Here is a 17,937-nt window from a genome sequence, read left to right as displayed (position 1 = left end):
GCTGGCTGCGTGCCTTAGATCGAGACGAAGAAGAAACTCGCAATCAACGCCATGCCCACGAACCACACCAGCGAACGCAAGATCGCCCAGTCCGCCAGGTAGCAGATGATGTACAGCAGGCGGCTGGTGATAAACAGCACCGCCAGTACGTTGATGGTCACCAGTTCCGCGTTGCCGGCCAGGTGGGCAATGATCACCGCAGCGGCAAACGCCGGGGTCACTTCGAAGCTGTTGAGCTGTGCACTATGGGCGCGCTTGGCGAAGCCTTCGAGGGTTTCGAGGAAGGCCCGGGGGTCATGGTTCTGCCGGGGGCCGAACTTGCCACCACTGAACTTGGCCACGCCGGTACACAGGTAAGGCAGAAAAATTGCGATCAACACACACCAGAAAGCGACAGTCATCACTCATTCCTTTTTTAGTTTTATCCGCTGGTTAGAGTTTCATCACGAGCATGCCGATCAGTACCAACCCACAGGCTAAGAGCCGGGAGCGGCCGAAAGGTTCTTTCAGGTAACGCATGCCGAACAACACCACCAGGATCACGCTGACTTCCCGCAGCGCGGCGGCCTCGGCAATCGAGCCCAACTGCATGGCCCAAAGCACCAGAGCGTAGCTCAACAACACGCACAATCCCACGCTCAGCCCCAACCGCCATTGTGTGCGCCAGAACAGGCTGAACGCCGCACGCTTGCGCACCATGGCCAACAATGGAAACGGCCAGGCGCTGAGCAGGGTCACCCAGACCAGGTAGTCCAATGGGTGCGACCAGCGCCGCAGCGCCTGACCATCGAGGAAGGTATAGCAGCCGATGCACAGGCCGATCAGCGCCACCACCGGCAACATCGACCACGGCAACCGATCCCCACCACCGCCATGCCACAACAGGCACAACATGCCGAGCGGGATCAGCAGGATGCCGACAATCTGCTGGGTACTGAGTACCTCCCCGGCAAACACCAGGGTCAACGCCAGCACCACCAGCGGCGATAAGCCGCGCATCAGCGGATACACCAACCCCAGGTCACCGACGCGGTAGGCCTGGATCAGCAGGTAGCGGTAGAGCAACTCGAACAGCGCCGAGGCGATGATCCACGGCCAGATTTCCAAGGGCGGCAGCGACACAAATCCTACCGCCAATAGCACAAACAGCAGCGCAACGCTGTCCATGCAGGCGATCACCAACAGGCGTTCGCCGCTGAATTTGATCAAGGTGTTCCACGTCGCATGCAACAGTGCCGCTATCAGTACCAAGACTGTCGCAAGCAATGGAACCTCCTGTAAGTGATTCGTGATGTGTCAGCACATACATATACCAAATACCGCGCTGGCACACACTGGCCTCACTGATCCTTGTCGATCCGCTGCGGATGCCTCGGGTCCGCCGCCTTTTTGCCCGGCAGGCTGCCTTCGCTGCGAATCTGCGCATGGCTGATCAACGCAAAGATAAAGCTGCCGCCGATGATATTGCCCGCCAGGGTCGGCCCGGCAAATACCAGCCAGAAGTCCTTCCACGGTAGCTCGCCGGCAAATACCAGGTAGGACACTTCCGCCGAACCGACGACGATGTGGGTGAAGTCGCCCAGGGCCATCAGGTAGGTGATCAGGATAATGATCCACATCTTGGCGCTTTCCATGGACGGGATCATCCACACCATGGTGGCGATCATCCAGCCGGAGACGATGCCCTTGGCGAACATCTGGCCCGTATCGTTTTCCATGATCTTGCGCCCGATTTCGAGGAAGGCCTGGTCGGTCTTGGTGTCGAAGATCGGCAGGTGCAGCATCACATAAGCCACCAGCAAGGTGCCGCAGAGGTTGCCCACCAGCACCACCGTCCACAGCCGCAACAGGCGCCCGGCATTGCCCAGGGTCGGCTTGCTCATCACCGGCAGCACGGCGGTCAGGGTGTTTTCGGTGAACAGTTGCTGGCGCGCGAGGATCACTGCAAGGAAGCCTGCGCAGTAGCCAAAGCTGGCAATCACCTTGAAGCCTTCGCCGTCGGGCAGGCGTGAGTTGAGCAGCCCCATGGCCATCAATGACAGGCCCATGGTCAGGCCGGCGGCCAGCGCCGACCACCACAGCGCCGCTACGCTGCGCTCCAGCTCCTGGTCGCCCTGGGTGCGGATGATTTCATGCAGCACCGCCGCCCGGGGTGGCTGGTTCTTGTCCACATCCTGCTGTTCTTCCTGCGACAGGTTGGGAGTCTTGCCGTCTTTTTGCGTGGCCATGGGCGTACCTGAACGTTGGGTGACGATGTTCAGGTACGACCTGCCAGTCATCACCAGCGTTCAATGGCCACTTGCTTATACGGAGGGTTACTCGCTGTCGTCCTGGAACTGGTCTTTGACGTACTTGATCTCGGTACGACCATGGGGTGCCGGCAGGCCGTCTTCGCCGAGGTTGACGAAGACCATTTTTTCTACGGTGAGGATGCTCTTGCGCGTGATCTTGTTGCGCACTTCACAGGTCAGGGTGATGGAGGTGCGGCCAAACTCGGTGGCGGTGATGCCCAGTTCGATGATGTCGCCCTGGCGCGAGGCGCTGACAAAATTGATCTCGGAAATGTACTTGGTCACCACGCGCTGGTTGCCCAGTTGAACGATGGCGTAGATCGCCGCTTCTTCGTCGATCCAGCGCAGCAGGCTGCCACCGAACAGGGTGCCGTTGGGGTTGAGGTCTTCGGGTTTTACCCATTTGCGGGTGTGGAAGTTCATGTTCACTCCAAAGCGTCTTGCGAAATGATGGCCAACATCATGGCAGAGCGCCGGCCCAAGCTCTATGAGCCATTGCCTATCAGTGTCATGAGCGATCTTCATGACCCCGACAGAAAGGCTTGGGAAGTCAGGCGCAGGCGGCTATAATCGCCACCGTTTCAAAACGGTCATCTGTGATTGATACCGTTCTCCCGCCACCTGTCCGAGGGGCGCTGCAGCAGGCCGTGGCCTGTCAGGCTCGGATGGGGCGTTGCCCAGCCGGGTTGTCCTGGCTGGATACTAAACGCACAACGGCGCCCATTCGCACACTACGAATGGAGGCTCTTCATGAGCGCTGTAATCACGCCTGCAGGTTTTACCGACTACAAAGTCGCCGATATGTCCCTCGCTGCCTGGGGCCGTCGCGAAACCTTTATCGCCGAATCCGAAATGCCTGCCCTGATGGGCCTGCGCCGCAAGTACGCCGCTGAGCAGCCGCTCAAGGGCGCGAAGATTCTCGGCTGCATCCACATGACCATCCAGACTGCCGTGCTGATCGAAACCCTGGTTGCCCTGGGTGCCGAAGTGCGCTGGTCGTCCTGCAACATCTTCTCGACCCAGGACCAGGCCGCTGCTGCCATCGCCGCTGCCGGCATCCCTGTCTTCGCCTGGAAAGGCGAGACCGAAGAAGAGTACGAGTGGTGCCTGGAGCAAACCATCCTGAAAGATGGCGCGCCTTGGGATGCCAACATGATCCTCGACGACGGCGGCGACCTGACCGAGCTGCTGCACAAGAAGTACCCGCAGATTCTCGACCGCGTCCACGGCGTGACCGAAGAGACCACCACCGGCGTACACCGCCTGCTGGACATGCTGGCCAAGGGCGAGCTGAAAATCCCGGCCATCAACGTCAACGACTCGGTGACCAAGAGCAAGAACGACAACAAGTACGGCTGCCGTCACAGCCTCAACGATGCGATCAAGCGCGGCACCGACCACCTGCTGTCGGGCAAGCAAGCCCTGGTGATCGGCTACGGTGACGTGGGCAAGGGTTCGTCCCAGTCCCTGCGCCAGGAAGGCATGATCGTCAAGGTCTCCGAAGTCGACCCGATCTGCGCCATGCAAGCCTGCATGGACGGTTTCGAAGTGGTCTCGCCGTTCATTGACGGCCAGAACGACGGCACCGAAGCCAGCATCGACAAGGCCCTGCTGGGCAAGATCGACCTGATCGTGACCACCACCGGTAACGTCAACGTCTGCGATGCGAACATGCTCAAGGCCCTGAAAAAGCGCGCCGTGGTGTGCAACATCGGGCACTTCGACAACGAAATCGACACCGCTTTCATGCGCAAGAACTGGGCATGGGAAGAGGTCAAGCCTCAGGTACACAAGGTTCACCGTACAGGCAGTGGTGATTTCGACCCACAGAACGATGACTACCTGATCCTGCTGGCCGAAGGCCGCCTGGTTAACCTGGGCAACGCCACTGGCCACCCAAGCCGCATCATGGATGGCTCGTTCGCCAACCAGGTACTGGCGCAGATCTTCCTGTTCGGCCAGAAGTACGCCGACCTGTCGCCAGCCCAGAAAGCCGAGCGCCTGACCGTGGAAGTACTGCCGAAGAAACTCGACGAAGAAGTGGCCCTGGAAATGGTCCGCGGCTTCGGCGGCGTCGTGACGCAACTGACCAAGACCCAGGCCGACTACATCGGCGTGACCGTCGAAGGCCCGTTCAAGCCGCACGCCTACCGCTACTAAGTAACCGGCTCTCTCCCTGCTGGAGCGGGCTTGTGTGGGAGCGGGCTTGCTCGCGAATGCGCAGTGTCAGTCGAAGCAGTAACGACTGGCACACCGCTTTCGCGAGCAAGCCCGCTCCCACATTGACGGTGTATGTCTTCCGGTTTTATGAGTTTTCAAGGGTATTACCATGTCCCAAGACCGTCGCTACAGCTTCGAGTTCTTCCCGACCAAGACCGATGCTGGGCATGAAAAGTTGATGGCGACTGCCAAGCAGTTGGCCAGCTACAACCCCGATTTCTTCTCCTGCACCTACGGCGCAGGCGGCTCGACCCGTGATCGTACGATCAACACCGTGCTGCAGCTGGAAAGCGAGGCCAAGGTGCCTGCCGCGCCGCACCTGTCGTGCGTGGGCGACAGCAAGGACGACCTGCGCGGCCTGCTGACCCAATACAAGGCCGCCGGCATCAAGCGTATCGTCGCCCTGCGCGGTGACCTGCCGTCCGGCATGGGCATGGCCAGCGGCGAGCTGCGCTACGCCAATGACCTGGTGAGCTTCATCCGTGAAGAAACCGGCGATCACTTCCATATCGAAGTGGCTGCTTATCCAGAAATGCATCCGCAAGCGCGCAACTTCGAAGACGATCTCAACAACTTCGTGCGCAAGGCCAATGCCGGCGCCAACAGTGCGATCACCCAGTACTTCTTCAACGCCGACAGCTACTTCTACTTCGTCGAGCGCGTGCAGGCCCTGGGCGTGAACATCCCGATCGTGCCGGGCATCATGCCGATCACCAACTACAGCAAGCTGGCGCGCTTCTCTGACGCCTGCGGTGCAGAAATCCCACGCTGGGTACGCAAGCAACTGGAAGCCTACGGCGATGACGTCAAGAGCATCCAGGCCTTCGGCGAGCAGGTCATCAGTGAAATGTGCGAAACCTTGCTGCAAGGTGGCGCACCGGGGCTGCACTTCTACACCCTGAACCAGGCTGACCCGAGCCTGGCGATCTGGAACAACCTCAAGCTGCCACGCTGAGGCTGCCCCCTTTGTACCGCCGGCCAGGATTCCTTCCCGGCTCGGCGGCGCAATAAAAGTTCAGGTTTGCCGCCTGAAGATCCCCGATCCAGAGCTTCTCTTTAACCTGAGACAGTCGTAACCTCAGGGTATGCCCGTCATTCTCCAGCTGTTGAGCGCTGTTCTTTTCACTTGCCTGAGCCTGACCGCCCACGGCGAGAAACTGCGCATTGTCACCGAGCCCTGGGCACCTTACGTCTACGAAGAAAACGGCCAGATGCGCGGGCTCGACTACGAGACTACCGTCATCGTGTTCCAGCGCCTGGGGATCGAGGTGCAGTGGCAGTTCCTGCCCTGGAAACGCTGCCTGGCCATGCTCGACCAAGGCCTGGCCGACGGCGCGCTGGATATTTTCCACAGCCACGAACGCGACGCGGCGCTGCTTTACCCCAGCGAACCGTTGTCCCAGGTTGAGTTTGTGATGTTCTACGCCAACCAGCGCCCGCATCCGTTCCAGACCCTGGATGACCTCAAAGGGCTGACCATCGGCACCTCCCCCGGTTACCTGTATAGCGCCGGGTTCAGCGAATCCACGCTGTTTACCCGCGAACCGGCCCCCAGCCATGAGGCTAACTTCGGCAAATTGGCCCGTGGCCGGATCGATCTGGTGATCACCGACCGCCGGGTCGGCCAGCATGTGCTCAAGGAATTGGGCCTGGAGCACCAGGTCACCCAGGCGCCGTCGGTGATCAGCAGCCAGAAACAATTCCTCGCCGTACGCCGTGGCGCGGGCATGGACCTGCTGGTCCAGCGTTTTGGTGCCGAGCTCAAACGTTTCAAACAAGAGCCCGCCTACGCGGCCCTGAGTGCCAAATATGCCGGCGCCGGGACCCAGATAGCCCCGTCGCCGCTGCTGGACGACACCGTTGAGCAGCAGGAAAGCAGCGCGCAGTGAATGCTCTGTTATACTCCGGCCTTTCCGCCAGGCTTACGCCCGGCCGCTGTGGTCGTATCACAGGCATCCAACCCCGCTACTGCGCAGCTTTGCAGCCCGCGCGAGCCATTGGAGTGCCTGCCAGCCCCAGCAGGACCGGACGGGGTTGCGTTCCTCTAAACGCCATTCGCGCCCGGCAAGATTATCCCTTTGGGCCAAGCCCTAACTACAAACAGGATTACTCATGTCCTTTGCTTCCCTCGGTCTCTCCGAGGCTTTAGTCCGCGCCATCGAGGCAGCGGGCTATACCGAGCCTACTCCGGTGCAACAGCGGGCTATTCCCGCCGTGTTGCAAGGTCGCGACCTGATGGTCGCGGCTCAGACAGGTACTGGTAAAACCGGCGGCTTCGCCCTCCCGATTCTGGAGCGGTTGTTCCCCAACGGTCACCCGGACAAATCCCAGCGTCACGGCCCGCGCCAACCCCGCGTACTGGTCCTGACCCCTACCCGCGAACTCGCCGCACAAGTGCATGACAGCTTCAAGCTGTACGCTCGCGACCTGAAGTTCGTCAGCGCCTGCATCTTCGGCGGCGTCGGCATGAACCCACAGGTTCAGGCCATGTCCCGCGGGGTTGACGTGCTGGTCGCCTGCCCTGGTCGTTTGCTCGACCTGTGCGGCCAAGGCAGCGTCGATCTGTCCCACGTGGAAATCCTCGTGCTGGACGAAGCCGACCGTATGCTCGACATGGGCTTTGTCCATGACGTGAAGAAAGTCCTCGCGCGCCTGCCGGCCAAGCGTCAGAACCTGCTGTTCTCGGCAACGTTCTCCAACGACATCACCGCCCTCGCCGGCAAGCTGCTGCACAACCCCGAGCGCATCGAGGTCACGCCGCCCAACACCACGGTCGAGCGTATCGAGCAGCGGGTGTTCCGCCTGCCAGCCAGCCACAAGCGCTCGCTGTTGGCCCACCTGATCACCGCTGGCGCCTGGGAACAGGTGCTGGTGTTCACCCGCACCAAGCACGGCGCCAACCGCCTGGCCGAGTACCTGGACAAGCACGGCCTCACCGCCGTCGCCATCCACGGCAACAAGAGCCAGAACGCGCGGACCAAGGCCCTGGCCGACTTCAAGGCCGGCTCCGTACGGATCCTGGTCGCCACCGATATCGCCGCCCGCGGCCTGGATATCGACCAACTGCCGCACGTGGTCAACTTCGAGCTGCCAAACGTCGATGAAGACTATGTGCACCGTATCGGCCGTACTGGCCGTGCCGGTCGTTCGGGCGAGGCCATTTCCCTGGTCGCCCCGGATGAAGAGAAACTGCTGAAAAGCATCGAGCGCATGACCAAGCAGAAAATCGCCGACGGCGACCTGATGGGCTTCGATGCCAGCACCGTGGAAGCCGAAAAACCGGAAGTGCGCGAGCGTCCGGATGTGCGTAACCCACGCAACCCACGTGGTCCCAAGGGCGATGGCCCGAACGGCGGCGGTGGTGGCGGTGGTCGTCGCGACAAAGGCAAGGACAAGGGCGGCAAGGACAAGGCGCCTACCAACGGCCGTGGCGAACGCCCAGCCCGTGAGCAAAAGCCCCGTGAAGGCACCCCGGCCCGCGAACAGCGCCAGCCGAGCCAGCCGCCACGCGCCGCAGCCGACCGCGCACCGGACGAGTTCCTCGACGACGACGTGGATAACTTCGGCAACCGCGTCGACTACGTGCCCCAGGCCAAGCCGGCCCAAGGCCGTGGTCGCCGCCCAGGTGCCCCGGCACCGGGCGCTGGTGCAGGTGCTCCGCGCACCGGCGGCCAGCCGCAGGGTCGCCAGAACGGTCCACGCAGCAGCAACGGCGCCACCACTGGCACCCCGCCTGCCAAGCGCAATGGCCCGCGCAACGGCGCTCCGCGTGACGGCCAGGCCCGTCGCGAAGAGTCGCGCAACCGCCGCCCTGCGCGTGATGAGCAGCCACGCGCCTCGGAACCTGCCGTGCAGAACCCGCGCAGCGGCACCACGCCGAAGATCATCCACAAGGAGTCGAAAAGCGATCGCTTCCCGACACCTGAGCAGTTGGATCAACTGCCAGGCCGCCCTCGTGGTGAAAAACCAGCGTTGCTGACCCGCAACCGCTGATTTTCAAAGCGCCATAAAAATGCCCCGAATCGAAAGATCCGGGGCATTTTTTTGGACTCGACATCGATCAACTGTGGGAGCTGGCTTGCCTGCGATGACGGAATTTCAGCCTGCATCGCAGGTGGCTGACCTGCCGCTATCGCAGGCAAGCCAGCTCCTACATTGACCGTATTCCAGGCTGCATAAAAAAACCGGATCTCACGATCCGGTTTTTTTATGCAGCCTGCGAATTTACTTCGCTTTGACACCTTCCAGCGAGATGTCCAGGTCCACGGTCTGGGAAGTCGGGCCAGGGCCTTTGATGCCGAAGTCATTCAGGTTCAGCGTAGTCTTGGCGTTGAAGCCAGCACGTTCGCCGCCCCATGGATCCTTGCCTTCACCGTTGAACGTGGCCTTGAAGGTCACAGGCTTGGTCACACCGTGGAAGGTCAGGTCGCCGGTCACGTCAGCAGTTTTTTCGCCGGTTGGTTTAACTGCGGTCGAAACGAACTTGGCATCGGCGAACTTGCCAACGTCCAGGAAGTCCTTGCTGGCGATGTGCTTGTCACGTTCAGCGTGGTTGGACCACAGGCTGGCGGTTTTCACGTCGACGGCGATTTTGCTCGCTTCAGGCTTGGCGGCATCCCAGCTGAACGTACCATCCCAGTCCTTGAAGGTACCGTGGATGTAGCTGTAGCCCAGGTGGCTGATTTTCCAATCGATGAAGGCATGCTGGCCTTCCTTGTCGATCTTGTAATCAGCAGCCATCACCTGACCAGCAGACAGCAGAGCAGAACCAATTGCCAGAGCGGCGAGAGTCTTTTTCAACATGCTTTCTATTCCTTGTGAGTCGAGGTTGAACATCAGGCTTTGCGCCCCAGCATACGAACCAGGGTCGCGTCACGATCAATGAAGTGGTGCTTCAACGCGGCCACGCCATGCAGGCCGGCAAACACCACCAGTACCCAGGCCAGGTACAAATGCACCAGCCCAGCTACGTCTGCCTGGTCCGGTAGACCGGAAACCACGGCAGGAATTTCAAACAGGCCAAACACCGGGATCCCGACACCGTCTGCGGTGGAAATCAGGTAGCCGGCAATCATCACGGCAAACAGCCCGAGATACAGGAACGCGTGGCCAAACGCCGCGCCGATCCGGGTCATGCGGCTATAGCTGGCCAGTGGCGGCGGTGGTGGGCTGAGCAGGCGCCAGACAATGCGCACCAACATCACCGCAAACAACGTAATACCAATGCTTTTGTGCAAGTCCGGTGCATCTTTGCGCCATAGGCTGTAGTAGTCGAGGCCGACCATCCACAGGCCCAGCGCGAACAGGCCAAACACCACCAGGGCCACACTCCAGTGGATAACAATGCTGACCCAGCCGTAGCGGGCCGATGTGTTTCGTAGTTGCATTCCCCAAATCCTGTAAGAGCCGTGTCCAAGACTAGCGTGTTACCTATCGATATAAAGCCGAAAATTTCGCTTTGAAATATCGATTTATCCGATGTTGAGCCTATGAACAGTAAATTAACTAGGGATTAAGGACTATTGAGCACAAACGTGACAGACCGTCCTGCATTTACTGCCAATTCACCGTTCATGGGTTGTGACACAGCCCACCATTGCATAGGCTTGCGCGATTGTTTTGCCTGCGCGGGTCACGGCAGCGCTTCGAGGAGACTAAAAGATGGGCTTGAACAACCAGTGGATGCAACGCGATCTGGCGGTGCTGTGGCATCCCTGCACCCAGATGAAAGACCACCAGCAACTGCCGCTGGTACCGATCAAGCGCGGTGAAGGCGTATGGCTGGAAGACTTCGAAGGCAAGCGCTACCTCGATGCCGTCAGCTCGTGGTGGGTCAACGTGTTCGGCCACGCCAACCCGCGTATCAACCAGCGCATCAAGGATCAGGTGGACCAACTGGAGCACGTGATCCTCGCCGGCTTCAGCCACCAGCCGGTGATCGAGCTGTCCGAGCGCCTGGTCAAGATCACCCCCGAAGGCCTGACCCGCTGCTTCTACGCCGACAATGGCTCGTCGTGCATCGAAGTCGCGCTGAAGATGAGCTTTCACTATTGGCTCAACCGCGGCCAGCCGAACAAAAAGCGCTTTGTCACCCTGACCAACAGCTACCACGGCGAAACCATCGCCGCGATGTCGGTCGGTGATGTGCCGCTGTTCACCGAGACCTACAAGGCGCTGCTGCTGGACACCATCAAGGTGCCAAGCCCGGACTGCTACCTGCGCCCCGCAGGCATGAGCTGGGAAGAGCACTCGCGCAATATGTTCCAGGCCATGGAACAGACCCTGGCGGACAACCACGACAGCGTCGCCGCCGTGATCGTCGAACCACTGATCCAGGGTGCCGGTGGCATGCGCATGTACCACCCGGTATACCTCAAGCTGCTGCGCGAAGCCTGCGACCGGTATGGCGTGCACCTGATCCACGATGAAATCGCCGTGGGCTTCGGCCGTACCGGCAGCATGTTTGCCTGTGAGCAGGCGGGCATCCGCCCGGATTTCCTGTGCCTGTCCAAGGCCCTGACCGGCGGCTACCTGCCGCTGGCCGCCGTGGTCACCACCGAAGATGTGTACAGCGCCTTCTACGACGACTATCCGACCCTGCGCGCCTTCCTGCACTCCCACAGCTACACCGGCAACCCGCTGGCCTGTGCGGCAGCCCTGGCGACCCTGGATATCTTCGAAGAAGACAACGTCATCGAGAACAACAAGGCCCTGGCCCAGCGCATGACCACCGCCACCGCGCACCTGGTAGACCACCCCCATGTCTCGGAAGTGCGCCAGACCGGCATGGTGCTGGCCATCGAGATGGTACAGGACAAGCCCACCAAGACCGCCTACCCCTGGCAGGAACGGCGCGGCCTGAAAGTGTTCGAGCATGCCCTGGAACGCGGCGCGCTGCTGCGCCCGCTAGGCAGCGTGGTGTATTTCCTGCCGCCGTATGTGATTACCCCGGAGCAGATCGACTTCCTCGCCGAAGTGGCCACCGAGGGCATTGATATCGCCACCAACAGCAAAGTCAGCGTGGCCGTGCCCAAGGACTTCCACCCAGGCTTTCGCGACCCCGGCTAACCCTCAGCCCCCTGTAGGAGCCGGCTTGCCGGCGAAAAACGTGAGAGCGCCGCGTTCATCCAGGCCCCCTCGTTATCGTTGACCTCCATCGCCGGCACGCCGGCTCCTACAGTACGCCGTCGCTCCCGCTGCATAGCAACACACACATTATTTGCAGAGAACAGAAATGAGACTGTCGCGTTTTTTCACCGATACCCCGCTAAGCCTTGGCGACCACGAATTGCCCGAAGCCCAGGCGCACTACATCAGCCGTGTGCTGCGCATGAACGAAGGCGATGCCGTGCAACTGTTCGACGGCTCTGGCCAGGAATTTCGCGGCAGCCTGCTGGAAGTCGGGAAAAAACGCGTGACGGTGCAACTGACCGAAGCCTTCGCCGGCCAGGTCGAGTCGCCACTGCACATTCATCTGGGCCAGGGCCTGTCCCGTGGCGAGCGCATGGACTGGGCCATCCAGAAAGCCACCGAGCTTGGGGTCAATGCCATCACGCCGATCTTCAGCGAGCGCTGCGAAGTGCGCCTCAAGGACGAACGTGCCGACAAACGCCTGCTGCACTGGCGCCAGGTCGCAATCAGCGCCTGTGAGCAATGCGGCCGCTCTACGGTGCCGGTGATTCACCCACCGCTGTTGCTGGCCGATTGGTTGAAACAGGCCGAGGCGGATTTGAAGCTGGTGCTGCACCCGGTGGCCGAGCCGCTGGTGAGCCATGCCAAGCCATCGAGCCTGGCGTTTTTGATCGGGCCGGAGGGTGGCTTGACCGATGGCGAAGTCCAGACCGCGCAAGGCGCTGGCTTCCACGCCGCACGCCTGGGGCCGCGGGTGTTGCGCACCGAGACGGCGCCCGTAGTTGCGCTGGCCGTCGCGCAACAACTGTGGGGCGACTTCTAACCCCACGTTGCAAACCCAATCAAACTGTAGGAGCTGGCTTGCCTGCGATGGCGGCATCAAGGCCTGCGCAAGACTTGCGGGCCTCATCGCCGGCAAGCCGGCGCCTACAGGCTGGGTGTTTTATTCCACCGGATCACTCACCGGCTTGGCAATGATCGCCTTCAGCTCGCTGGTCATGGGGAACTCCAGGTTCAAGCCCTTCGGCGGGATCGGCTGTTCAAACCAGCGCTGGTAGATCCCGTTGATTTCCCCCGAGCTGTACAGCTCGCCCAACGTTTCGTTGACCACCGCCAGAAACTGCGGGTCGTCCTTGCGCACCATGCAGCTGTAGATTTCCCGCGACTGCTCCTCGCCCACCACCACCCACTTGTGCGGGTCCTTGGCCTTGGCACGCTCGCCGTAGAGCAACGCATCGTCCATGTAGAACGCCACGGCCCGGCCCGATTGCAACATCTGGAACGCCTCGCCGTGATCCTTGGCGCTGATCACCGACATATCCAGCTTGTGCTCGTGGTTGTAGCTCTTGAGGAACCGCTCGTTGGTGGTGCCGGCAGTGGTCACCACGTTCTTGCCGCGCAGGTCGGCGAAGCGCTGGATACCGCTGTCGTTGGCGGTGAGCAACTGGCCCTTGACGTAGATAAAGCCATAGGAAAACGCCACCTGCTTCTGCCGCTCGGCCGTCACCCCGGTGGAGCCGCACTCCAGGTCGACGGTGCCGTTGATCACCAACGGAATACGGGTCTGGGAGGTGACCAGGTTGTACTTCACGTTGAGCTGGGGCACGCCGATCTTCTGTTGGATGCGCTCGACAATCTTGCTCGCCAGGTCCACCGAGTAGCCCATGGGTTTGCCGGTGTGGTCGCCGACATAGGAAAACGGCACCGACGCATCGCGATAGCCCAGGGTGATGCTCTTGGCATTCGCGACCTTGGCCAGGGTGCCCACCAGCGGCGCTTCATTGGCCTGGGCCTGGGCCGCCAGTAACAGCCCGAGGGCCGTGCCGATCAACGTGATTTTTTGCATTGTTATTCTCCGTTGGTTTTCTTGTTATGGGCGGCGTACAGCGATGACGCTGATTTCCACCAGCACACTGGGGCGTGCCAGTTCCGCCTGCAGGGTGGTACGGGTCGGTGCCTGGCCGGGCGTGAGCCAGGCGCACCAGACATCATTCATCGGCGCAAAACCCTCCTGAATGTTTTTCAGGTAGATCGTCGCGTTGAGCAGATGATCCTTGTCGCTGCCGGCTTCGGCCAGCAGCGCATCAATCTTGGCCAGCACCTCGTGGGTCTGGGTACTGACGTCCTGGCCGTCGCCCGGCACCTGGCCGGAAAGGAAGACCAGGTCCTGGAAAGTCACGGCGCCCGACAGGCGACTATTGCTGTTGATCCGGGTGATGGTCATTGCGCTGTCCTATGCGGCGCGGGGCGCTAGGCCCTGCATATCAATGGAAGGAGTGTGCTGGCCGATCAGTTCGGCCAACACCTGGCCGCTGCCGCAGGCCAGGGTGAAACCCAGGGCGCCGTGGCCGAGGTTGAGCCACAGGTTGCGGTACACGCTGGCACCAATCAGCGGCACGCCGCTGGGGGTGGCCGGGCGCATGCCGGCCCATTCGATGGCCTGGCTGTAATCGCCGGCCAAGGGGAACGTCTCACTGGCCTGGCGCTTGATCAGGGCCAGGCGCTTGGGCTCAAGGCCCTTATCGAAGCCGACGATATCGACCATCGCCGCCACCCGCAGTTGTTCGCCGATCCGCGCGTAAACGATCTTGCGGTCATAGTCGGTGATGCTGATGTTCGGCGCGGCGTGCTGCGCGCCAATCGGCACGCTCAGGCTGTAGCCCTTGAGCGGATACAGCGGCAATGCGATGCCCGGCAAGGCCAACTCGGGGCTGCGTACTCCCGCCGCCAGCACCAGGTGCTGCACCGGCATCACCTCGTCACCCAACTCAATCGCCTGCACGGTGCCGTTGGCATGGCGGATACCGGTGACCTTGCGCCCCAGCACAAACCGGCACCGGCCCGACGCTTGCAGGCGCGCCGCCAACTGCTGGCAGAAGCCATGACAGTCCGCCACTTCTTCATTGGGCGTGTAGATACCTCCGACAAAATCCCTGGCCCCCAGGGTCGGCTCCAGCCGCGTGCAATCGGCCGCCGACAGCACTTGCTGTTGCAGGCAATCGAGCACCTTGTTGCGAGCGTGCTCGAAGGTGTGATGGCTGCGAAATGTCACCAGCTTGCCGTTACGTTTCCAGTCGAAGCCGTCCAGCCCGTCTTCTTCGCGCCATTGCTGCAAGGTGCCCTGGCTCAGGGTGGCCAGGCGCAGCAAGTGCCCGGCGTTGCGCTTGTTGACCGATGCCCGGCAGGCGCCAAGGAAGGAGGCCATCCAACGCCATTGCGCCGGGTCCAGGCGCGGGCGCAGCTTCAATGGCGAATCACCACGCAGCAGCCAGCCAATGGCTTGCAACGGCACGCCTTTGTCCGCCAGCGGCGCAACGTAGCGATAGGACAACTGGCCGCCATTGGCAAAGCTGGTCTCGCTGCCCAGGCTGTCGCGGGCTTCGACCACCGTCACGTCCATGCCGGCGCGCACCAGGGCATAGGCGCTCGCCAGACCGATGACCCCACCGCCAATGATGCAAACCTGCTCAGCCATATCGATTCCCAAGCGTTGTAATGAGCGTCCAAGGGTAGGGGCAGGTGACAGGCGCCGGACAATGAATAAAGATGGGCCACCTATAAACAAAGGTTATGGACTCGTCATGCGCTTGCGTCATATCGAAATCTTCCAGGCCATCCGCCAGACCGGCTCGGTCAGTGCCGCCGCGCAGTTGCTGCATGTCTCGCAACCGGCGGTGACCAAGGTGCTGCAACATGCCGAGCTGCAACTGGGCTTCCCGCTGTTCCTGCGCATACGCGGCAAGCTGCAGCCCACCCCGGAAGCCCTGGCCCTGGAGCGCGAAGTCGATAAGGTCAGCGAAAGCCTGCAAGGCGTGCGGCGCCTGGCGCAGAACCTGCGGCGCGCGCCCGGCCAAAGCTTGCGCATTGGCGCCACGCCGGCCCTGGCCTTGTCACTGCTGCCGCCGGCGATTGGCGAGTGGACCCAACGCTACCCGGACATCGCCTGCGAACTGTCCAGCGCCCACAGCCGCGAGCTGGTGCAAAACCTGTTGATGCGCGAGATGGATGTGGCGCTGACCCTCAAGTCCCCGGACCATCCGGGGCTCAAGGCACAGGCATTGGCCCACGGCGTATTGGTGGCCCTGGCACCACGGGGTTTCTGGCCGGCGGCGGAACTGGGCAAACCCCTGCCCTTGATGGCCCTGGCGGGCACGCCGTTGATTGGCCTGTCGAGTGCCGACCCGCTGTCGGCGCGGCTCGACAGCTATCTGGAAGCGGTCGAACCACCGCCGCGCGTGCGGATCTCGGTGCAGACCTACTCCCTGGCCCGGGCCATGGTGGAGTCCGGCGCCGGCCTGGCGGTGATCGACCCCTTCACCGCGCTGGGCGCATCCACCGACAGCACCTGCATCCGCCCCCTGGCCCCACCGCTGCCCATCACCCTGTATGCCCTGACCCGCGCCGACGAGCCACCGCCGCATATGTTGGCGAGCCTGCTGGAGATCTTTGGCAGCCGTGCCCAGGAGCAGCTAGACCGCCTCTAAACCTGTAGGAGCCGGCTTGCCGGCGATGAGGCCATCAAGTCTTGCGCCAACCTTGCTGACGCCATCGCCGGCAAGCCGGCTCCTACAGAGGTGCGTCAGAGCACGTAGCGCATGATCGCCACAAAATGCAGCAGGCTGCCGCCAATCACAAACAGATGCCAGATCCCGTGGGAGTGCCTTAAACGGTGTTCCAGGGCAAAGAAGATAATCCCCACCGTGTACAACACCCCACCCGACGCCAGCCAGATAAACCCGTCCATGCCCAGCGCGGCAATCAACGGTTTGACCGCCACCAACACAATCCAACCCATCACCGCATAAATCACAATCGACAATATGCGCGCCTCGGAGCGCGGCTTGATCTCCTGCAAGATCCCGATCACCGCCAGCCCCCAGACAATCCCGAACAGCGTCCAGCCCCACGGCCCGTTCAGGGTCACCAGGCAAAACGGGGTGTAGCTGCCGGCAATCAGCAGATAGATCGAAAAGTGGTCGACCTTCTGCATGATCGCTTTCTTGCGCCCGCGCACGCTGTGATACACCGTCGAGGCGCTATACAGCACCAGCAGCGTAAAACCGTAGATCGCCACGCTGACGATCTTCCACGGGCTGCCGTCCATGCTCGCCACCACCAGCATCCACACCGCGCCGATAAAGGCTGCCACGGCGCCGAGCAAATGGCTCCAGGCGTTGAATCGTTCTCCGTGATACATGTGTCGCCGACCTCCAAAACTGCTGCATCTACCCCATAAGGCTCAGGCCTGACAGGCGAGAGTGCAAGACCGTTATGACGGTTGCGGCGCTTTAAGGGCACAATCGAACGCATTCGAATAAGAGTCATCGCCATGCTGATCGACGAAGAATTTACCCTCAAGAAACTGGAAATCTTCCTGGCCTTCATGCGCACCGGCAACCTGGCCCGTGCCGCCGCCGAGTTGCAGACCAGCAATGTCAGCGTGCACCGGGCCATCCACTCCCTGGAAAACGCACTGCGCTGCCCGCTGTTCAAGCACGAAGGGCGCAACCTCACCCCCCTGGAAAGCGCCTACATCCTCGAAGAGCGCGCGCAGAAGCTGGTACAGGATGTGGTCGACAGCGTGCGCCTGACCCGCGAAGCCGCCGGTTTCTCCGCCGAGCGTTTCAAGCTCGGCGCTCTGTATTCGCTGACGGTCAAGACCGTGCCGCAACTGATCATGGGTCTGAAAATCAGGCGTAGCGAGCTCAATATCGACCTGATCCTGGGCTCCAACGTCGACCTGATGTACAAGCTCAAAAACATGGAAGTCGACGCGATCCTGATCTCCCTCGACGACCAGGCCGTCGAGCCGGATTGCGCGCAGATCCAGCTGTTTTGCGACGATATCTTCCTCGCCACCCCCGCCGACTCGCCCCTGGATCGCGAACAGGAAATCGACCTGGCCCAGGTGCGCGATGCCACCTTCATCACCCTGACCCAAGGCTTCGCCACCCACCAGGACGGCGCACGGGTGTTCAAGCAGGCAGGCTTCGAGCCGAAGGTGGCGATGCAGGTCAACGATATCTTTACCCTGCTGAGCATGGTCAGCTCGGGCGTTGGCTATGCGCTGCTGCCGGGAAGGATCGCGGCGGTGTATGAGAACCGGGTCAAGCTGATCCCGCTGCAACCACGCTACCGGTTGCAGCAGCACATTGGCGTGGTGTTCTTGAAGGCCAAGGAGCGCGATCCGAACTTGCTGGCGTTGTTGGCGGAGTGTCGGATGTATGCCAATCGGCAACGTTGAACACTGCCCCTGTAGGAGCCGACTTGCCGGCGATCAGGCCATTCGCCTTGC

General features: G+C 61.5%; 18 protein-coding genes and 1 riboswitch. Of the genes, 8 read left to right on the top strand and 10 right to left on the bottom strand.

Annotated features, from left to right (window positions below; translation table 11 throughout):
- Window positions 1-14 precede the first annotated feature (14 nt).
- From HBO12_RS11445 to HBO12_RS11430, 4 genes are all read right to left on the bottom strand, one after another.
- The gene (locus tag HBO12_RS11445; protein ID WP_057960859.1) at window positions 15-401 is read right to left on the bottom strand and encodes an MAPEG family protein; all 387 of its coding nucleotides are present in this window, start codon (window positions 399-401) and stop codon (window positions 15-17) included.
- A 31-nt stretch (window positions 402-432) separates the two neighbouring features.
- Window positions 433-1,266 (bottom strand): EamA family transporter, encoded by an 834-nt coding sequence (locus HBO12_RS11440; RefSeq protein WP_169953608.1) that lies wholly within the window; start codon window positions 1,264-1,266, stop codon window positions 433-435.
- A 74-nt stretch (window positions 1,267-1,340) separates the two neighbouring features.
- Window positions 1,341-2,228 (bottom strand): formate/nitrite transporter family protein, encoded by an 888-nt coding sequence (locus HBO12_RS11435; protein WP_169953842.1) that lies wholly within the window; start codon window positions 2,226-2,228, stop codon window positions 1,341-1,343.
- An 87-nt stretch (window positions 2,229-2,315) separates the two neighbouring features.
- Complete coding sequence (locus tag HBO12_RS11430) at window positions 2,316-2,714, bottom strand: acyl-CoA thioesterase (protein WP_029297383.1); 399 nt, start codon at window positions 2,712-2,714, stop codon at window positions 2,316-2,318.
- A 198-nt stretch (window positions 2,715-2,912) separates the two neighbouring features.
- Window positions 2,913-3,020: riboswitch (S-adenosyl-L-homocysteine riboswitch) on the top strand.
- Between the two features lie 21 nt (window positions 3,021-3,041).
- Here HBO12_RS11430 and ahcY point away from each other — a divergent pair.
- From ahcY to HBO12_RS11410, 4 genes are all read left to right on the top strand, one after another.
- Entirely contained in the window at window positions 3,042-4,451 is a 1,410-nt protein-coding gene (gene ahcY, locus HBO12_RS11425) for an adenosylhomocysteinase (RefSeq protein WP_169953606.1), read from the top strand.
- A gap of 169 nt (window positions 4,452-4,620) precedes the next feature.
- Window positions 4,621-5,466, top strand: a complete 846-nt coding sequence (metF, locus tag HBO12_RS11420; protein WP_029297387.1) for a methylenetetrahydrofolate reductase [NAD(P)H] — start codon at window positions 4,621-4,623, stop codon at window positions 5,464-5,466.
- A 130-nt stretch (window positions 5,467-5,596) separates the two neighbouring features.
- Entirely contained in the window at window positions 5,597-6,400 is an 804-nt protein-coding gene (locus HBO12_RS11415; RefSeq protein WP_170042167.1) for a substrate-binding periplasmic protein, read from the top strand.
- A 223-nt stretch (window positions 6,401-6,623) separates the two neighbouring features.
- Window positions 6,624-8,504 carry a DEAD/DEAH box helicase gene (locus tag HBO12_RS11410; RefSeq protein ID WP_057440348.1) on the top strand — a complete coding sequence of 627 codons (1,881 nt, stop codon included), beginning with the start codon at window positions 6,624-6,626 and terminating at the stop codon, window positions 8,502-8,504.
- A gap of 231 nt (window positions 8,505-8,735) precedes the next feature.
- Here the strand turns inward: HBO12_RS11410 and HBO12_RS11405 are convergent, their stop codons facing one another.
- Both HBO12_RS11405 and HBO12_RS11400 read right to left on the bottom strand, forming a co-directional pair.
- Window positions 8,736-9,314, bottom strand: a complete 579-nt coding sequence (locus HBO12_RS11405) for a YceI family protein (RefSeq protein WP_169953600.1) — start codon at window positions 9,312-9,314, stop codon at window positions 8,736-8,738.
- Window positions 9,315-9,346: 32 nt separating this feature from the next.
- Window positions 9,347-9,898 carry a cytochrome b gene (locus HBO12_RS11400; RefSeq protein ID WP_169953598.1) on the bottom strand — a complete coding sequence of 184 codons (552 nt, stop codon included), beginning with the start codon at window positions 9,896-9,898 and terminating at the stop codon, window positions 9,347-9,349.
- Window positions 9,899-10,172: 274 nt separating this feature from the next.
- Here HBO12_RS11400 and HBO12_RS11395 point away from each other — a divergent pair, with 274 nt between their 5' ends.
- Together HBO12_RS11395 and HBO12_RS11390 are read left to right on the top strand one after the other, a co-directional pair.
- Window positions 10,173-11,579, top strand: coding sequence for an adenosylmethionine--8-amino-7-oxononanoate transaminase (locus tag HBO12_RS11395; RefSeq protein ID WP_170042166.1), 1,407 nt, complete (start codon window positions 10,173-10,175; stop codon window positions 11,577-11,579).
- Window positions 11,580-11,745: 166 nt separating this feature from the next.
- Window positions 11,746-12,465, top strand: a complete 720-nt coding sequence (locus HBO12_RS11390) for a 16S rRNA (uracil(1498)-N(3))-methyltransferase (protein WP_170042165.1) — start codon at window positions 11,746-11,748, stop codon at window positions 12,463-12,465.
- A 120-nt stretch (window positions 12,466-12,585) separates the two neighbouring features.
- Here HBO12_RS11390 and HBO12_RS11385 read toward each other — a convergent pair whose 3' ends face one another.
- Genes HBO12_RS11385 through HBO12_RS11375 form a run of 3 tightly spaced genes read right to left on the bottom strand, consistent with a single transcriptional unit; the run spans window position 12,586 to window position 15,117 of the window.
- Window positions 12,586-13,488 carry a transporter substrate-binding domain-containing protein gene (locus HBO12_RS11385; RefSeq protein WP_169953592.1) on the bottom strand — a complete coding sequence of 301 codons (903 nt, stop codon included), beginning with the start codon at window positions 13,486-13,488 and terminating at the stop codon, window positions 12,586-12,588.
- Window positions 13,489-13,512: 24 nt separating this feature from the next.
- Window positions 13,513-13,866, bottom strand: a complete 354-nt coding sequence (locus HBO12_RS11380) for a RidA family protein (protein ID WP_169953590.1) — start codon at window positions 13,864-13,866, stop codon at window positions 13,513-13,515.
- Window positions 13,867-13,875: 9 nt separating this feature from the next.
- Window positions 13,876-15,117, bottom strand: coding sequence for a D-amino acid dehydrogenase (locus HBO12_RS11375; RefSeq protein WP_169953588.1), 1,242 nt, complete (start codon window positions 15,115-15,117; stop codon window positions 13,876-13,878).
- 106 nt (window positions 15,118-15,223) lie between these two features.
- On the opposite strand from HBO12_RS11375, the gene HBO12_RS11370 reads away from it, so the two are divergent.
- Complete coding sequence (locus tag HBO12_RS11370) at window positions 15,224-16,126, top strand: LysR family transcriptional regulator (protein ID WP_169953586.1); 903 nt, start codon at window positions 15,224-15,226, stop codon at window positions 16,124-16,126.
- A gap of 95 nt (window positions 16,127-16,221) precedes the next feature.
- On the opposite strand, the gene trhA is transcribed toward HBO12_RS11370, so the two are convergent.
- The gene (trhA, locus tag HBO12_RS11365; RefSeq protein ID WP_170042164.1) at window positions 16,222-16,839 is read right to left on the bottom strand and encodes a PAQR family membrane homeostasis protein TrhA; all 618 of its coding nucleotides are present in this window, start codon (window positions 16,837-16,839) and stop codon (window positions 16,222-16,224) included.
- 132 nt (window positions 16,840-16,971) lie between these two features.
- Between trhA and HBO12_RS11360 the strand changes: the two genes are divergently transcribed.
- Window positions 16,972-17,886 (top strand): LysR family transcriptional regulator, encoded by a 915-nt coding sequence (locus HBO12_RS11360; RefSeq protein ID WP_170042163.1) that lies wholly within the window; start codon window positions 16,972-16,974, stop codon window positions 17,884-17,886.
- Window positions 17,887-17,937: the final 51 nt, after the last annotated feature.

It is taken from the genome of Pseudomonas sp. WS 5059, from assembly GCF_012985525.1.
Taxonomy (GTDB): Bacteria; Pseudomonadota; Gammaproteobacteria; order Pseudomonadales; family Pseudomonadaceae; genus Aquipseudomonas.
This window is presented reverse-complemented; position numbering and strand designations above follow the sequence as displayed.

What these genes read in the sequence shown, in the direction of transcription:
- HBO12_RS11370 (WP_169953586.1), top strand. Translation starts at nt 15,224, where the DNA reads ATGCGCTTGCGTCATATCGAAATCTTCCAGGCCATCCGCCAGACCGGC.
- HBO12_RS11430 (WP_029297383.1), bottom strand. Translation starts at nt 2,714, where the DNA reads ATGAACTTCCACACCCGCAAATGGGTAAAACCCGAAGACCTCAACCCC.
- HBO12_RS11405 (WP_169953600.1), bottom strand. Translation starts at nt 9,314, where the DNA reads ATGTTGAAAAAGACTCTCGCCGCTCTGGCAATTGGTTCTGCTCTGCTG.
- HBO12_RS11410 (WP_057440348.1), top strand. Translation starts at nt 6,624, where the DNA reads ATGTCCTTTGCTTCCCTCGGTCTCTCCGAGGCTTTAGTCCGCGCCATC.
- ahcY (WP_169953606.1), top strand. Translation starts at nt 3,042, where the DNA reads ATGAGCGCTGTAATCACGCCTGCAGGTTTTACCGACTACAAAGTCGCC.
- HBO12_RS11400 (WP_169953598.1), bottom strand. Translation starts at nt 9,898, where the DNA reads ATGCAACTACGAAACACATCGGCCCGCTACGGCTGGGTCAGCATTGTT.
- HBO12_RS11435 (WP_169953842.1), bottom strand. Translation starts at nt 2,228, where the DNA reads ATGGCCACGCAAAAAGACGGCAAGACTCCCAACCTGTCGCAGGAAGAA.
- HBO12_RS11395 (WP_170042166.1), top strand. Translation starts at nt 10,173, where the DNA reads ATGGGCTTGAACAACCAGTGGATGCAACGCGATCTGGCGGTGCTGTGG.
- trhA (WP_170042164.1), bottom strand. Translation starts at nt 16,839, where the DNA reads ATGTATCACGGAGAACGATTCAACGCCTGGAGCCATTTGCTCGGCGCC.
- HBO12_RS11445 (WP_057960859.1), bottom strand. Translation starts at nt 401, where the DNA reads ATGACTGTCGCTTTCTGGTGTGTGTTGATCGCAATTTTTCTGCCTTAC.
- metF (WP_029297387.1), top strand. Translation starts at nt 4,621, where the DNA reads ATGTCCCAAGACCGTCGCTACAGCTTCGAGTTCTTCCCGACCAAGACC.
- HBO12_RS11380 (WP_169953590.1), bottom strand. Translation starts at nt 13,866, where the DNA reads ATGACCATCACCCGGATCAACAGCAATAGTCGCCTGTCGGGCGCCGTG.
- HBO12_RS11390 (WP_170042165.1), top strand. Translation starts at nt 11,746, where the DNA reads ATGAGACTGTCGCGTTTTTTCACCGATACCCCGCTAAGCCTTGGCGAC.
- HBO12_RS11360 (WP_170042163.1), top strand. Translation starts at nt 16,972, where the DNA reads ATGCTGATCGACGAAGAATTTACCCTCAAGAAACTGGAAATCTTCCTG.
- HBO12_RS11375 (WP_169953588.1), bottom strand. Translation starts at nt 15,117, where the DNA reads ATGGCTGAGCAGGTTTGCATCATTGGCGGTGGGGTCATCGGTCTGGCG.
- HBO12_RS11385 (WP_169953592.1), bottom strand. Translation starts at nt 13,488, where the DNA reads ATGCAAAAAATCACGTTGATCGGCACGGCCCTCGGGCTGTTACTGGCG.
- HBO12_RS11415 (WP_170042167.1), top strand. Translation starts at nt 5,597, where the DNA reads ATGCCCGTCATTCTCCAGCTGTTGAGCGCTGTTCTTTTCACTTGCCTG.